This is a genomic window from Faecalibacterium sp. Marseille-P9312 (assembly GCF_902497445.1).
Taxonomy (GTDB): Bacteria; Bacillota; Clostridia; order Oscillospirales; family Ruminococcaceae; genus Faecalibacterium; species Faecalibacterium longum.
The window spans coordinates 44,247-58,670 of the sequence record NZ_CABVEW010000009.1 but is presented as its reverse complement, the minus strand read 5'-3'; the positions used below and the strand labels follow the sequence as shown (position 1 = coordinate 58,670).

13 protein-coding genes and 4 tRNA genes are annotated in these 14,424 nt (G+C 59.2%); 4 read left to right on the top strand and 13 right to left on the bottom strand.

The annotated features are described in order from the left end of the window. Positions 1-13 precede the first annotated feature (13 nt). The 4 genes from F3G95_RS08480 to F3G95_RS08465 form a co-directional block, all read right to left on the bottom strand. Positions 14-86, bottom strand: a tRNA-Phe gene (locus tag F3G95_RS08480). A 168-nt stretch (positions 87-254) separates the two neighbouring features. Then, a tRNA-Asp gene (locus F3G95_RS08475) sits at positions 255-328 on the bottom strand. Positions 329-331: 3 nt separating this feature from the next. Next, a tRNA-Val gene (locus tag F3G95_RS08470) sits at positions 332-407 on the bottom strand. Positions 408-414: 7 nt separating this feature from the next. Continuing rightward, positions 415-490, bottom strand: a tRNA-Gly gene (locus F3G95_RS08465). A 316-nt stretch (positions 491-806) separates the two neighbouring features. Between F3G95_RS08465 and F3G95_RS08460 the strand changes: the two genes are divergently transcribed. Both F3G95_RS08460 and gltA read left to right on the top strand, forming a co-directional pair. After that, positions 807-1,652 (top strand): sulfide/dihydroorotate dehydrogenase-like FAD/NAD-binding protein, encoded by an 846-nt coding sequence (locus tag F3G95_RS08460; RefSeq protein ID WP_015565127.1) that lies wholly within the window; start codon positions 807-809, stop codon positions 1,650-1,652. A 1-nt stretch (position 1,653) separates the two neighbouring features. Further along, a complete protein-coding gene (gene gltA, locus F3G95_RS08455; RefSeq protein WP_149794600.1) occupies positions 1,654-3,048 on the top strand; it encodes an NADPH-dependent glutamate synthase in 1,395 nt (464 codons plus the stop codon). Between the two features lie 51 nt (positions 3,049-3,099). On the opposite strand, the gene F3G95_RS08450 is transcribed toward gltA, so the two are convergent. From F3G95_RS08450 to guaA, 5 genes are all read right to left on the bottom strand, one after another. Further along, a complete protein-coding gene (locus F3G95_RS08450) occupies positions 3,100-3,612 on the bottom strand; it encodes a methylated-DNA--[protein]-cysteine S-methyltransferase (protein WP_149794599.1) in 513 nt (170 codons plus the stop codon). Between the two features lie 6 nt (positions 3,613-3,618). Further along, positions 3,619-4,272: a DNA-3-methyladenine glycosylase gene (locus tag F3G95_RS08445; protein WP_149794598.1), complete on the bottom strand. Its 654-nt coding sequence runs from the start codon at positions 4,270-4,272 to the stop codon at positions 3,619-3,621. Between the two features lie 300 nt (positions 4,273-4,572). Beyond that, positions 4,573-5,238, bottom strand: coding sequence for a hypothetical protein (locus F3G95_RS08440; protein ID WP_149794597.1), 666 nt, complete (start codon positions 5,236-5,238; stop codon positions 4,573-4,575). A gap of 269 nt (positions 5,239-5,507) precedes the next feature. Next, positions 5,508-6,065: a TetR/AcrR family transcriptional regulator gene (locus F3G95_RS08435; RefSeq protein WP_149794596.1), complete on the bottom strand. Its 558-nt coding sequence runs from the start codon at positions 6,063-6,065 to the stop codon at positions 5,508-5,510. A 282-nt stretch (positions 6,066-6,347) separates the two neighbouring features. Beyond that, complete coding sequence (gene guaA, locus F3G95_RS08430) at positions 6,348-7,898, bottom strand: glutamine-hydrolyzing GMP synthase (protein WP_149794595.1); 1,551 nt, start codon at positions 7,896-7,898, stop codon at positions 6,348-6,350. A 221-nt stretch (positions 7,899-8,119) separates the two neighbouring features. Between guaA and F3G95_RS08425 the strand changes: the two genes are divergently transcribed. Next, complete coding sequence (locus tag F3G95_RS08425) at positions 8,120-8,692, top strand: biotin transporter BioY (RefSeq protein WP_149794594.1); 573 nt, start codon at positions 8,120-8,122, stop codon at positions 8,690-8,692. Next, the gene (locus F3G95_RS08420) at positions 8,689-9,093 is read left to right on the top strand and encodes a DUF1284 domain-containing protein (RefSeq protein WP_015565132.1); all 405 of its coding nucleotides are present in this window, start codon (positions 8,689-8,691) and stop codon (positions 9,091-9,093) included. The genes F3G95_RS08425 and F3G95_RS08420 overlap by 4 nt, the downstream gene beginning before the upstream one ends. A gap of 54 nt (positions 9,094-9,147) precedes the next feature. Here F3G95_RS08420 and F3G95_RS08415 read toward each other — a convergent pair whose 3' ends face one another. From F3G95_RS08415 to F3G95_RS08400, 4 genes are all read right to left on the bottom strand, one after another. Then, a complete protein-coding gene (locus F3G95_RS08415; RefSeq protein WP_149794593.1) occupies positions 9,148-10,518 on the bottom strand; it encodes a sodium-dependent transporter in 1,371 nt (456 codons plus the stop codon). 157 nt (positions 10,519-10,675) lie between these two features. Next, positions 10,676-11,293: a DUF4093 domain-containing protein gene (locus F3G95_RS08410; RefSeq protein ID WP_149794592.1), complete on the bottom strand. Its 618-nt coding sequence runs from the start codon at positions 11,291-11,293 to the stop codon at positions 10,676-10,678. After that, positions 11,290-12,318 carry a DNA polymerase III subunit delta gene (gene holA / locus F3G95_RS08405; RefSeq protein WP_149794591.1) on the bottom strand — a complete coding sequence of 343 codons (1,029 nt, stop codon included), beginning with the start codon at positions 12,316-12,318 and terminating at the stop codon, positions 11,290-11,292. The genes F3G95_RS08410 and holA overlap by 4 nt, the downstream gene beginning before the upstream one ends. A 64-nt stretch (positions 12,319-12,382) precedes the next feature. Beyond that, positions 12,383-14,416 carry a ComEC/Rec2 family competence protein gene (locus F3G95_RS08400; RefSeq protein ID WP_188117534.1) on the bottom strand — a complete coding sequence of 678 codons (2,034 nt, stop codon included), beginning with the start codon at positions 14,414-14,416 and terminating at the stop codon, positions 12,383-12,385. Positions 14,417-14,424: the final 8 nt, after the last annotated feature.

The window sequence follows — 14,424 nt, the reverse complement described above, 5'->3', positions numbered from 1 at the left end:
CACCGTTTAGGGATGCCTCCGATCGGAATCGAACCAATGACACGGGGATTTTCAGTCCCCTGCTCTACCGACTGAGCTACAGAGGCATAGAAAGTGCATTTATCCCTGCACTTCCCCGAATCCATCTCCTGAATCGGGGTCCCCGCAAAAGCTTGCGAATGCAAGGTTTTGTGGGGAAGAGGAGGAATTTCAGCGCTTGTCACTGCAATCTTGCTTGCAAGATTGCCCGACAAGCCGCTGACATTCCGACGAAGCGACCCGGATCGGGCTCGAACCGACGACCCCCAGCGTGACAGGCTGGTGCTCTAACCAACTGAGCTACCGGGCCACATGGTGGAAGTTAACGGGCTCGAACCGCTGACCCTCTGCTTGTAAGGCAGATGCTCTCCCAGCTGAGCTAAACTTCCACAAAAATGGAGCGGCCGACGAGGCTCGAACTCGCTACCTCCACCTTGGCAAGGTGGCGCTCTACCAGATGAGCTACGGCCGCATATCCATTGTGGCGCGCCGGGCGTTCCCGGCGACGTCGATTATTATACCGCAGCTTTCGCCTCTTGTCAACTACAAATTTGCATTTTTTGAAAAAAGGGACATTTCCGTCTCCCCACTGCGTACAAAGCTGCGCCGCCGTTCAAGTTTGCCGCAGCTGACGCGAAGAAAATTTAATTGCTTTCCTTTCTTAATGTCGTTATAATTAAGATTGTCAAATCGTTGCTGAACTTTCGCGCCTGCCGCTTCGGGCTGCTGCACCGAGGAACAGGCGTGTTTTCATGCAGGGGAGAATATAGGAATAAGGAGCAAACGCAATGTACAAGATCACGGAAAAGGTGGCGCTGAACCCCACCGTTACAAAGATGGTCATTGAAGCCCCGCTCATTGCCAAAAAGGCAAAGCCCGGCCAGTTTATCATTGTGCGCCCGTTTGAAGACAGCGAGCGCATCCCCCTCACCGTCGCAGGCTATGACCGCGAGAAGGGTACTGTGGACATCATCTTCCAGATCGTCGGCGGCACCACCATGGAGCTGAACAGCCTCGAAGTGGGGCAGAGCGTCCACGACTTCGTCGGCCCGCTGGGCCGCGCTACCGAGGTGGAAGGCCTGAAGAAGGTCTGCGTCGTCGGCGGCGGCGTGGGCTGCGCCATTGCGCTGCCCATCGCCCGTGAACTCCACGAGCAGGGCTGCGTTGTCCACAGCGTGGTCGGCTTCCGCAGCAAGGACCTGCTCATCCTCGAGGATGAGTTCAAGGCCTGCAGCGACGAGCTGCGGATCATGACCGACGATGGCAGCTACGGCACCAAGGGCGTCGTCACCGCTGCCCTCGACGAGCTGGTGGCTGCCGGCAACCAGTACGACCTGGTCATCACCATCGGTCCGCTCATCATGATGAAGTTTGTGGTCAAGACCTGCCAGAAGCACGGCCTCAAGAGCATCGTCTCCATGAACCCCATCATGATCGACGGCACCGGCATGTGCGGCGGCTGCCGCCTGACCGTGGGCGGCGAGACCAAGTTCGCCTGCGTGGATGGCCCCGACTTTGACGGCGACCTCGTGGATTTCGACGAGGCAATGGCCCGCGGCACCATGTACCGCCCCTTTGAGGCCAAGGCCCGGGAAAAGGCCTGCAATCTGTTCAAGACTCAGGAGGGAATGTAAAATGGCTTTCAATATGGACCCCAAAAAGTGTCCCATGCCCACCCAGGACCCCAACGTCCGCAACAAGAATTTTGAGGAAGTGGCTCTGGGCTACACCGCCGAGATGGCCGTGAACGAGGCCAAGCGCTGCGTCCACTGCAAGAACAAACCCTGCCAGACCGGCTGCCCCGTCGGCATCGACATCCCCGAGTTCATCGGCCATGTGGCCGAGGGCGACTTCGAAGCCGCCTATCAGGTCATCAATCGTTCCTCTTCCCTGCCCGCCGTCTGCGGCCGCGTCTGCCCGCAGGAGAGCCAGTGCGAGGGCAAGTGTACCCGCGGCATCAAGAACGAGCCCGTCGGCATTGGCCGTCTGGAGCGCTTCGTGGCCGACTGGCACCGTGAGAATGTCCACACTGCCCCTGTCGTGCCTGCGTCCAACGGCCACAAGGTCGCCATCATCGGCGCGGGCCCTGCCGGCCTGACCGCCGCAGGCGACCTCGCCAAGCTGGGCTATAAGGTCACAGTCTATGAGGCCCTCCACGTGGCCGGCGGCGTGCTGATGTACGGCATCCCCGAGTTCCGTCTGCCCAAGGCCATCGTCCAGCAGGAGATCGACGGCCTCAAGAAGATGGGCGTCGATTTCGAGTGCAACATGGTCATCGGCAAGGTGCTCACCATCGACGAGCTGATGGGTGAGTACGGTTATGAGGCCGTCTTCGTGGGTTCCGGTGCCGGCCTGCCCCGCTTCATGGGCATCCCGGGCGAGAGCCTGAAGGGCGTCTACTCCGCCAACGAGTTCCTCACCCGCTCCAACCTGATGAAGGCTTATCTGCCCACCAGCAAGACCCCCATCCGCACCGGCAGGAAGGTCGCCGTCGTCGGCGGCGGCAACGTGGCAATGGACGCTGCCCGCAGCGCCCTGCGTCTGGGCGCTGAGACGGTCTACATCGTCTACCGCCGCGGCATGGCTGAGCTGCCTGCCCGTAAGGAAGAGGTCGAGCACGCCGAGGAAGAGGGCATTATCTTCAAGACCCTCTGCAACCCCGTGGAGATCCTGCCCGATGAGGACGGCTTCGTCAAGGCCATCACCTGCATCGAGATGGAGCTGGGTGAGCCGGATGCTTCCGGCCGCCGCCGCCCCATCGAGAAGAAGGGCAGCGAGTTCACGATGGACGTGGACACCGTCATCATGAGCCTGGGTACCAGCCCCAACCCCCTCATCCGCTCCACCACGCCGGGCCTCGAGACCAACAAGCACGGCTGCATCGTCACCGAGGGCGATGAGGGCAAGACCAGCCGCGAGGGCGTGTACGCCGGCGGTGACGCCGTCACCGGTGCCGCCACCGTCATCAAGGCCATGGGCGCAGGCAAGGCTGCCGCCAAGGCCATCGACGAGTACATCCAGAACAAGTAAACGATACATATAGCAAAAGCAGGTCATCCCGCCGGGATGGCCTGCTTTTTGTTATCGGTAAAGATTTGCCGTCTCTGCGTTTTCCAGCGTCAGCAAGCGTATCTTCTTGTCGATGCCGCCCGCGTAGCCGGTCAGGCTGCCGTCGCTGCCCACCACCCGATGGCAGGGAACAATGATGGAAACAGGGTTATGCCCCACCGCGCCGCCCACGGCCTGCGCGGAGACGCGCTTTCCGCCGTTTATCTCCGCCAGCCGTTTTGCCAGTGCGCCGTAGGTCGTGGTCTGTCCGTAGGGGATCTGCAGTAGCAGCGCCCACACCGCCTGTCGGAAATCGGAGCCGATAAGATGGAGTTTCGGAGTAAAGTCCGGCTCCCGGCCTGAAAAATAGACGTCCAGCCAGCGGCAGGTGTCTCCCAGCACCGGCATTGTCCCCTCTTCATGCTCTGGAGGAAGCTTCGCCGCAAAATACTTCTGTGCCTCGAACCATACTCCGTTCATCCCTTCTTCGTCTGCTGCCAGCAGTATCTTTCCCAGCGGCGAATCGTAATGCATCGTATAGGTCATGACGGTTCACCCCTTCCTTTTCGGCTTTTGGGCCGTTGCGTAGTCCTTGAGACCCGGCACCGCGCCGCCTGCTGCCGCCCAGAGATAGAGGCTGGCCACGCTGCAATAGGGACTGAACCGGCGGCGGTACTTTTCGAACAGTTTCCGGTCGATTTTTCGGTGGTGGTACACCATCCGCAGCCCACGCTGGATGGCAAGGTCGTCGTAGCTGAACACGTCGGGCCGCTGCATACAGAAGAGCAATATCATCTCTGCCGTCCAGGCACCGACGCCTTTCAGGCCGCTCAGCTCCCGGATGGCCTCATCGTCCGGCCTCTGCCGGATACCCTCGAGGTCAAATTCTCCGCTCTCGATTTTCCGGGCAAAGTCCGTAATGTATTCAGCCTTTCGGAAGGTCATACCGAAGCTCTGCAGCTTCTCAACCCCGGCTCCGAGGACGGCAGCTGCATCCACCACGCCGAACTCGTCCCGCATCCGCTTCCAGATGGTCGCCTGCGCTTTCGTGGAGATCTGCTGGCCGACGATGTGGTGTACCACCGCCGAAAAGAGGTCGGTATCCACTTCCCTCTCGATGTGTCCCGCCTGTGCGATGACCGCCGCCATCCGCTCGTCTTTTGCGCTCAGATACGCCGTTTCCGCTTCGCCGTATTGGAAATACATCTGTCCCGCCTTCTTTCGTTACAACCTTTCGTTTGCTCATCAGTTGTCGATTTGATTATAACAGAACGTACGAAGTTTTGCAATATAAAAGCGCCCTGCCAAAAAGCAGGGCGCTGAAGGTTTGTTGACAAGCCTATTCTTGGACGTTCAGGATGCGGCTCTCTTTTATCGCAAGTCAAGAAATTAGCGCAACATTCAAACAGCATATTTGCGATATGCAATTCAAGGTTGTTGCTGTTGCATTAAAAAATTGAATTGCTATAAGTGACAGCCCTGCTTTTTATCGGTACGGTGTACAAATCACTTACATTCCTTCTTCATAGCAGAATAGCCGATGAGAACGGTCCACACATAGGCGCAGGTCTTGGGGATCATCAGCATCCCGATCATGGGGATGGCATTGGCCCAAAGAACAACGGGAATGTAGAAACCGAAGCTCAGCACGATGGTCAGCCACATCCAGCGGAAAGCCGAGTCGTTATGCTCCTTGGCGCTGCGGTAGAACAGCACGATGATCAGCAGGCCCATCAGTGCAAAAGGAATATTACGGTAAATACCCCAGGACAGCGGGGATCCGTCGCTCAGCCACTGGTTCTGCGGCATCATGCACAGGATAACACGCACAGCAGCCAGACCGTAGACGGCGGCAGTCAGGCCATTGCTGCCCTTGACCCGGTAGCGCTCACGCCAGACATAGTACAGCAGCACATAAAAGACAGTCATTGTCACAGCGGTGATCCACTTACCCAGACCCAGGGGAACGGTAAAGTTTTCAAGACCCGTGGTGCATAGAGCCAGAGCACGGGGAATCAGATGGAACGAGTCGCCGGCACCCAGAACGACAGCCATCAGACCGAACAGCTTGAACTGGTGGCTGCCCTTGCAGCCGCGGATCATCAGGATACCGATGGTGATGACGGATACCAGATACACCGCATCAAAAACAGTTTCTACGATTGCTTGCATAGTTGATCGCTCCTTGTCGATAGATCAAATTGATTGTAACACTGCATTTTTTTTTTTGCAGGGTCGTCTTAGTTTTTACGGTCATCCGGGGCTTGCCTGGCATAGTTGCATCCAAAGCGCAGGATGTTGAAGCTGGCAGTGCTCCACACAAGGCAGGCAAGCCGCAGCAGGATCCTGCGATGAACGTTCCTATGAGGGTCCCCTTTGAGTGAACAGTGTTCAATTTGGACGTTATAAAATTCCCACAGCAGTGTGGGAAGAAAATGCGGTCAATATAAGGTTCTGCGCACGATCTCCAGCACAGCGGCGGGGTCGTAGTCCTGCCGCAGCAAAGCAGACAGCATAAGCGAAAACAGAACATCGGCAAATTTTTCAACGGTGAATTGCTCATTAAAAGCGCCCGGACGGATCTTAGCATCCTGTTGCAGCACCGTACACAGACCGTTTAAGATATGGTGCCAGACTTGCTGCATCTGCCGTTTGCCATCGGCCTTGTCCTCCTGCATAAAGCCGAGAGAGTGCAGTGTGAAGAATCCGGGATACTGCTCACAGCCGTAGGCCATGCGCTCGTACATCCATTTGACACAGGTCTGCACGTCCTGAAATACGGCCTCGTCCTGCGGGCGGTGGAAAATTTCGCACCAGACGCTCTCGACCGTGGCGCTGATAAGCTCAGCCTTGGAGTCATAATAGTTGTAGATCGAGCCGACCGAGACCCCGCATACCGAGGCGACAGAACGGATGCTGACTGCCGTCCAGCCCTTTTCCCGGATAAGCTCACGGCTGTTTTTTAAGATCTCTTCCTTGGATGTCACGATCGTATTCATGTAGTCACCCTCAATATGAACAATGTTCATTTTTATTATACTGCCCATTCCCACTTTGTCAAGAGGATTTCATAAGTCGCGGGCCGGCTGGAAGCTCTGGCTTTCCCAGGGAAGAAGAAACCGTGATACTGGTTTGATTCTTCCTCGGGTGTTATTTTTTCTGTTGCTTTGGACGCGAAAACAGCCCCGCCTTCAAGCGAAAAATCTTGAAAGCAGGGCTGTTTTTATACGTTGTTCTGTTCTATTTTCGAGAGGTTCAAAAAGCCGGAAGGCAAATTTTTATTACTCGAGCTCAATCGTGGCCGGCGGCTTACCGGTGCAGTCGTAGAACACGCGGTTGACGTGCTTGACCTCATTGACGATGCGGCTGGTGACAGTACCCAGCACGTCCCAGGGCATATTGTAGCTCTCGGCGGTCATGAAGTCAGTGGTGGTGACGGCGCGCAGGGCCACGGCGTAGTCGTAGGTGCGCTCGTCGCCCATAACGCCGACGCTGTGCATATTGGTCAGAGCCGCATAATACTGGCTGATCTCCTTATCGAGGCCGGCCTTGGCGATCTCCTCACGCCAGATGGCGTCGGCGTCCTGCACGATCGCGACCTTCTCGGGGGTCACTTCGCCGATGATGCGGATGCCTAGACCGGGGCCGGGGAAGGGCTGGCGGCTGACCAGATACTCGGGCAGACCCAGCTCACGGCCAGCCTGACGGACTTCGTCCTTGAACAGGTTGCGCAGAGGCTCGACCAGCTCCTTGAAGTCCACGGTGTCGGGCAGGCCGCCGACGTTGTGGTGGCTCTTGATGACGGTGGACTCACCGCCCAGACCGCTCTCGACGACATCGGGGTAAATGGTACCCTGTGCGAGGAAATCGACCTTGCCGATCTGCTTCGCCTGTTCCTCAAAGACGCGGATGAACTCCTCGCCGATGATCTTGCGCTTGCGCTCCGGCTCAGTGACACCGGCCAGCTTTGCAAAGTAGCGGTCACGGGCGTCCACGCAGATGAAGTTGATGTCAAAGCCGTTGGCGTTGCCGGGGCCGAAGACAGAGCAGACCTCTTCCTTCTCGTTCTTGCGCAGCAGGCCGTGGTCAACAAAGACGCAGGTCAGCTGCTTGCCGATGGCCTTGGCCAGCATGGCAGCCAGCACGGAGGAATCGACGCCGCCGGACAGGGCACAGAGCACCTTGCCGCTGCCGATGCGCTTCCGCAGGGCCTCGACGTTGTTTTCCACGAAGGAGTCCATCTTCCAATCGCCGGTGCAGCCGCAGACGTTGTACACGAAGTTGTGCAGCATCTTCTTGCCCTCAGCGGTGTGGAGCACCTCGGGGTGGAACTGAACGGCATACAGCCCCTTTTCCTCGTTCTCAGCTGCGGCCACCGGGCAGTTGACGGTGTGGGCAGTGATTTTGAAGCCGGGCGCAGCCTGCTCGATATAGTCGTTGTGGCTCATCCAGCAGACGGTGGAGGGCTGCACATCGGTGAACATCTTGCTACTGTTGTCCACGAAGACCTCGGTCTTGCCGTACTCACGCTCGGGGGCGCGGCAGACGTGGCCGCCCAGCAGGTGCATCATGAGCTGGCTGCCGTAGCAGATGCCCAGCACAGGCACACCCCAGCTGAAGATCTCGGGGTCGACGGTGGGCGAATCCTCCAGATAGACGCTGTTGGGGCCGCCGGTGAAGATGATGCCCTTGGGGTTCTTCGCCTTGATGACGGACAGGTCCGTCTTATAGGAATAGATCTCACAGTAGACATTATTCTCGCGGACGCGGCGCGCGATGAGCTGATTGTACTGGCCGCCAAAGTCCAGCACGATCACGGTTTCATGCTGCATGATGTTCTCCTCTCTATATATCACTGGTGTGCTTCTTATAGCTAAGATTTAGTATAGCACATTTCACAACCAAAAGCGACATCTTTTGTGTATTTTTCTGTTTTGTTTTTCGTTTCGAATTGTAAACCCTTTCGCAAATCCAAAGTTGACGCAGCGTTTGCAGTCTGCCATACTGGGAGCATGGCCGCTTTGGGCCAGAACGTATAGGAGGAACAATTCTTATGAGTCAGAACACCCAGGCCGCTGCGGCCACCAAGTCCAAGTTCTCTGTGCGGGACATCTGCTATGCAGGTCTGTTCGCCGCCGTCATTGCCGTCATGGCCCAGATCTCCATCCCGATGCCTCTGGGCGTCCCCATGACCATGCAGACCTTCGCCATCACGCTGGCTGCTGTGGTGCTGGGTTCCAAGCTTTCCGCCATCGCTACGCTGGTGTACCTGGCACTGGGCGCTGTGGGCGTGCCGGTGCTGGCAAACTTCTCCGGCGGTTTCGATAAGTTCGTCGGCCCCACCGGCGGCTTCCTCATCTCTTTCCCCCTGATGGCCTACATCATCGGCCTCGGCGTGGAGCACCGTGACGCTTTCAAGGGTGCTTTCGTCACCGCTGTTATCGTCGGCACGGTGATCAACTATGTGGTGGGCGTTGCAATGTTCGTGGTCGTCGCCCACAGCACCATCGCCGTGGGTATCACCGCCTGCGTCCTGCCCTTCATCCCCACTGCCATCATCAAGGCAGTTCTGGCCTGCGCCATCGGCCTGAATCTGCGGAAGCGCATTCCGGGGCTGAAAGCATGAGCATCGTACTTCGTCCCCATCATCTGCTCTGCACGCAGGGCTACTCCGGCAAAGGCTATGACAACGATTTCGTGGCCCACATGACCGACGTGGTGCATCAGCTGCGGGATGTTCCCGGCACCACCATCCACCTCACCTTCTCCACTGACACCCTCTGCTCCTGCTGCCCCAACAAGCTGGGGACTGACCTCTGCGACACGCAGGAAAAGGTCAAGCGCTACGATGCAAAGACGGTGGAATACTTCGGCCTCGAGGAAAAGGATTACGTCTACCAGGACCTCATCCGCGAGATCGACGCCAAGGCCACGCCGGAGATCCTCGCCGACATCTGCCGCGACTGCTGCTGGTTCCCCATCAGCGCCTGCTGCAAGAATATCTGCGAAGGCCGGTATGTGAAATAAAGCGATAAAAAATACGGGATGCTGCAAAATGCCGCATCCCGTATTTTTGTTTTATCAGGCGATGAACTTATCGTACAGGCCGAACACGAAGATGAACAGGACGATGAGGGGCAGACCATAGGTCAGGTAGCCGCGCATCCAGTCGTGCATCTTGAGGCCTTTGCCGGTGTTGACTTCCTTCTTGTAGTTGTCCCAGCCCCAGCCGTAGCGGGTGACGCAGAACAGCAGGTAGACGAGGGAGCCCAGCGGCAGGAAGAGGTTGCTGACGAGGAAATCCTCCACATCCAGCACCGCACCGCCGAAGATGGCGAAGCCGTCCCAGGCCCAGACGTTGTAGCCCAGCACACAGGGCAGAGAGAGGGCGATGATGAGGAAGAAGTTGATAAGGCTGGACTTCTGACGGTTCCAGCCGGTCAGCTCCATGCCGCAGCAGATGATGTTCTCGAAGACGGCCAGCACGGTGGAAAGCGCCGCAAAGGCCATGAACAGGAAGAACAGGCTGCCCCACAGACGGCCCATCGCCATATTTGCGAAGATGTTGGGCAGGGTGATGAAGATGAGGCTGGGGCCGCTGGTCTGGTCCACACCATAAGTGAAGCAGGCCGGGAAGATGATGAGGCCGGCGGTGATGGCGACGAAGGTATCCAGCACCACGACGCGGACGCTCTCGCCCAGCAGGGCGTGCTCTTTGCCGATGTAGCTGCCGAAGATGGCCATTGCACCGATGCCGAGGCTCAGGGTGAAGAACGCCTGATTCATGGCCCCCACCAGCGTATTGACGATGCCCACTTCCTTCATCCGCTCAAAGTCGGGTACGAGGAAGAAGGTCAGGCCCTCCTTTGCGCCGGGCATGAACATGCTGTTGACTGCCAGCACCACCATGATGACCAGCAGAGCGATCATCATAACTTTCGTGACTTTTTCGAGGCCGTTCTGCAGGCCGCGGGCGCAGACGAAGATGCCGATGGCCACAACGACCACCATCCAGAAGCCCATGGTCAGCGGGCTTGCCAGCATCTCGGTGAACTTGCCAGCCACCTGGTCGGCGTCAAGGCCCACCAGCTTACCGGCAGCGGTCATGTAGAAGTAGTGGAGCATCCAGCCGGCCACCGTGGTGTAGAACATCATCAGCAGGTAGCAGCCGATGAGGGTGAAGTAGCCGTGGATGTGCCACTTCTGGCCGGGCTTTTCGAGGGCCTGATAGGCGCGCACCGGGCTCTTGTGGCTGGCACGGCCCACGGCGAACTCCATGGTCATGATAGGCAGACCCAGAATGACGAGGAACAGCAGGTAGAACAGCACGAAAGCGCCGCCGCCGCCCTGACCTGCCATGTAAGGGAACTTCCACACATTTCCGATGCCGATCGCGCAGCCGGCGGAAAGGAGGATGAACCCGAGTCTCGATTTGAGTTTTTCGCGTTCCATTGATTGTCTCCTTTATTGCACCTTGCAAAGATCTGCGCCCGTCGTTTCGTCCACGACGGGCGCACAGTATATTGATTATATCACAGCTTACGGCAAATTTCCCAGAAGTATTGCTTGAATCTTTTTCATGTTTTTCTCAGGAGAGTTTGCTGTATTTTCATGTTTTGAGCAGTTCCGACTGCATTTCGTCCAGCTGCTCGTAGCTGTAAAGGCGGTTGAGGGCTTCCACCAGCTCTTTTTTCGAGAGCCGGGGCGGCAGGCCGAGAGCGCAGAGCAGCTTTGTTTTCCGCTCAGCCGAGCCCGCCGTACCCGAAAGCCCCCACTCATAGAGGTCGGTATAAGTAATTTGCCGCCCCTCCGGCTTTGCAGGGGCAATGCCAGCTTCTTCGCCCAGAGCGTCCCGGAGCGCCTGCAAAACGAGGGCATCGTCCACGCCCTCGACCCCCAGAAGCCCCTCTTTGCCGGGCTGAGCCTTCCGCTTTTCCTTGCCGTGGATGGCCGGAACGTAGGCTTGCACCACGTTCTTCTCCCCCACCAGATTCGTGATGTAGGTGCGGATGCGGAAGCCCGCCGCATCGGAGTCCGTCAGGAGGATAAGGCCGTTTTTGTGGGCCAGCTGTTTGAAGAGCTGCTGACGCTTCTTATCTTTATAGATGCCGAAGCCGTCCGTCAGCAGGATCATGGCGTCGGTCAGGTGGGAGAGACGGGCCGCATCGTATTTGCCCTCCACGATGAGCACACGGTCGGTGTGCAGCAGTTCCAGTTTCTCGCTCATCTTCTTCCTCCCGCCATCGCCAGACGGCAGAGCGCCGTTTCCAGCAGGGTCTGCGCGCTCACGGGCTGGCTTTTCAGACTCTTGTCCAGCTCAAGCAAAATCTGCATACAGGCTTCCAGCTGGGGCAGCGTGTAGTGGCTGGCTGTCTCGGCAGAGCGCTTGAGCCGGTAGTCGCTGCCCTTGTAACCGAAATCCTTGAACACGGTGCTGTAGCTCTTCCGCTTGGCTGCGCCCAGTTTGACCCGATAGAGGTCCACATAGCTGCCGATCATGGCCGCCGTGATGGGGATGGGTTCCTGCTGCAGGCGGAGAAGCGTTTGCAGCTTTTTGCAGGCACCGGTGGCGTTTTTCGCCGTGATCATCCGTATCATCTCGAAGACGTCGGCCTCGAGGCTCACAGTCCCCATCTCGGCCACCATGGCCGTGGTCACGGTCTGGTAGCCGGAGAGAGCGCAGAGCTTGTCCACCTCGTTCTCGAGAAGGAACGGGTCTTCGCCGCAGCGTTCCAGCAGGGCCGTCGCCGTACCCTCGGAGAGGGTGGTGTCCTGCGCCTTGGCGCGGTCCATCATCATGACCTTCAGCTCGTAGGGCTTAGGTTTGGCCAGCTCTTCGGCAAAGCCGACCTTAGTACACTGGGCGATGAGCTTCTGCGCCCGCTTGCCCAGCTTGAGCTTATTGCGCTCCATCTCGAACACGCTGCCCAGCACCACCACGGCATTCTCGAGGCTGGCCAGCGTGGCGCACAGCTCGTCGAGGTCTTTGTCGCTGTAGGCGGCGGGGTCCACCTCGGGCAGAAGCACCACGCGCCGCGTTCCGAAGAAGGAGATGGTGCCTGCCGCCATGATGAGCTGCTCGATTTCGGGCGCAGCACCGTCCAGAACGGTCGTCTCTTCGTCCTCACCCTCGGCCAGAAGCTTTGCCGCCCGGGCCACAGCCTGTCGGACAAGATAGCGCTCGCTGGAATAAAAATAGTAGACCGGACAGCCTCCCTGGGCCAGCTGCCGGAGTTTCGTTTCCGTTGCCAAATGATCGGCTCCTTTGTATTAGGATTATTTTATTCTATCATACTCTGCCCGCTTTGAAAAGCGCTCACCCCTCGAGACGGAGGCGCAGCCGCGAGACAGGCTCTGCGTCTCCCTCCATCCAGCGGTATTTGCTGCTCAGGGTCAGGCAGTCGGTGTACCGGATATTCTCCGGCCTTGCCGACGAGGCCAGCAGCCACTCGGCCCGGATGGGCTTTGCAGGCCGGACGGTGCCGCTGAGGGTGATGAACCTCTGCCCGCCGACACGCATCCGCAGAATGCAGCCCTGCGGGGTGCGGAAAAGTCCCAAGCCCCCCCCGCCGCAGGAAGCACGGCGGGTGGTTTTCTCGGCCAGAGCAGCGGCATTGATGCGCTTTTGGGCCTCGATACGGCAGGGTTCTTCCGGCTGCATCCGCAGGTCAACCAGAAGCTCGACCGTCTTTACGCCCCGCTTTTCCAGTTGGCTTTCCACCGCCCGCCGGGTGGTGCTGCCGCCCCGGAAGAGGACGACGGCCTTTTCTCTCTGGGTAATAATGACAGCGGGTGAAGCCCGGGTCCCCACCAGCTCGATGTTCACCACATTCCAGCTCAGGGCCGTTTCCAGCCCGAAGGCCAGCGCTGCCAGCAGAATGACCGTCGGCAGAGCTACCCGGAGCCGGATGTGCCGCCGCATTGCCATTGCGCAGAGCAGGATCAGCGCAAGACACACCAGTGCGGCATAGGTCCCATCAAACCAGAGGGACGCTCCCGGCAGAATGGACACCCGGAAAGCCCACTCGTTCATCAGCCATGCCAGCCCTTCGGCACAGAAAGCCGCCGGGCGGCGGATGATCTCAAACAAAGGCAAGGATTCGAAATTCTGGGCCGCCAGACCCAGCAGAGCTGCACCGAGGCCGAAGCTCAGCATCGGCCCCACCAGCCAGAGGACGGCCACGCCCGACGCCACAGCCCAGACCGTCGTGCTCATCCCCCGCAGCACCAGCACCGGGAAGGTCGCCGCCGAGGCACAGAGGGAGACGCAAAGCGAGTCCCACACGCCGCCCGCAAAGCGCCGGAAGAGGAGCACCGCGCGGGATGGTTTCTCCCGGCGGCTCTTCCGCTTCTTCTTTCTGTCGTAATAGCGCTCCCGCCCACGCCCTGCGCACTCAGCACCGGCCAGTGTTCCCATCACTGCCGCAAACGACAGCTCGAAGCCCACGTCATAGACCGCGTACCCGTTGCCCAGACACATGAGGACGCCTGCCGCGCCCAGCGAGGTGAGCGTATCCGCCGGGCCTCCCACCCAGACGCCGAGGGAGCTGACCCAGACCGCCACCGCCGCCCGGAGGACAGAGGGCGTCGCGCCGGTGATGCCCACCAGCAGAAGGGCCGTTCCGGCCCGGAGCAGCGACCGCATCCGGCGGTAAGCCCGGCTGCGCTCCCGCTCCTTGTGGGGCAGAGCATCCAGCAGGCCGCAGAAGAGGGTGACATGGAGGCCGCTCACCACCAGCACATGGGAAAGCCCCGCGCCCCGGTAGGCACTGCGGAGAGTCGAAGTCAGATGGCTCCGGTCGCCCACCACCATCGCAGCCAGAACGCCGCCAGTGTTTTCGGCCATGCCTTTTCGCAGGGCGCGGCTCAGCGCCGCCTGGAGCCGAGCCGTCCGGGCGCGGAAGCTTTCGCTGGGCCCAAGACGAAGCATCCCGGACAGATATTCCGCGCTGAGGACAATGCCGTCGGCGTAGTCGTCCAGACGCTGGGTGGCATCCGGCACATCCAGCGAAAAGCGGCCCCGGATGCGGCCTCCGGCCTCACATTTGGGCAGACTGGCGCACTCCACCCGGAGGTGGACAGCTTCCCCGTCCACTTTTTCCACCATCAGCACGGCGCTCACCCGGCCCGCCGTGTAAGCGCGGCCTGTGCTCTCCACTTCGGCGGTGAGGGCCACTTCTTTTCCGGCGTAGGCGTCCTGTATCTTTGCCAGCCGCGCGCCGGTCGTTTTCATGATGCCGACGCCCAGCACTGCGCCCAGAAGCAGGCAGAGCGCATACCCTCTCGCGGCCCCGCCTCTCCACCAGACCAGCAGGCAGAAGACAACAAAAATTGCCGCAGACGGCAGCAAAAGCCCCA

What these genes read in the sequence shown, in the direction of transcription:
- F3G95_RS08445 (WP_149794598.1), bottom strand. Translation starts at nt 4,272, where the DNA reads ATGTATTTCCAATACGGCGAAGCGGAAACGGCGTATCTGAGCGCAAAA.
- F3G95_RS08410 (WP_149794592.1), bottom strand. Translation starts at nt 11,293, where the DNA reads ATGAGCGAGAAACTGGAACTGCTGCACACCGACCGTGTGCTCATCGTG.
- F3G95_RS08440 (WP_149794597.1), bottom strand. Translation starts at nt 5,238, where the DNA reads ATGCAAGCAATCGTAGAAACTGTTTTTGATGCGGTGTATCTGGTATCC.
- F3G95_RS08460 (WP_015565127.1), top strand. Translation starts at nt 807, where the DNA reads ATGTACAAGATCACGGAAAAGGTGGCGCTGAACCCCACCGTTACAAAG.
- F3G95_RS08435 (WP_149794596.1), bottom strand. Translation starts at nt 6,065, where the DNA reads ATGAATACGATCGTGACATCCAAGGAAGAGATCTTAAAAAACAGCCGT.
- gltA (WP_149794600.1), top strand. Translation starts at nt 1,654, where the DNA reads ATGGCTTTCAATATGGACCCCAAAAAGTGTCCCATGCCCACCCAGGAC.
- F3G95_RS08420 (WP_015565132.1), top strand. Translation starts at nt 8,689, where the DNA reads ATGAGCATCGTACTTCGTCCCCATCATCTGCTCTGCACGCAGGGCTAC.
- F3G95_RS08450 (WP_149794599.1), bottom strand. Translation starts at nt 3,612, where the DNA reads ATGACCTATACGATGCATTACGATTCGCCGCTGGGAAAGATACTGCTG.
- F3G95_RS08425 (WP_149794594.1), top strand. Translation starts at nt 8,120, where the DNA reads ATGAGTCAGAACACCCAGGCCGCTGCGGCCACCAAGTCCAAGTTCTCT.
- guaA (WP_149794595.1), bottom strand. Translation starts at nt 7,898, where the DNA reads ATGCAGCATGAAACCGTGATCGTGCTGGACTTTGGCGGCCAGTACAAT.
- F3G95_RS08415 (WP_149794593.1), bottom strand. Translation starts at nt 10,518, where the DNA reads ATGGAACGCGAAAAACTCAAATCGAGACTCGGGTTCATCCTCCTTTCC.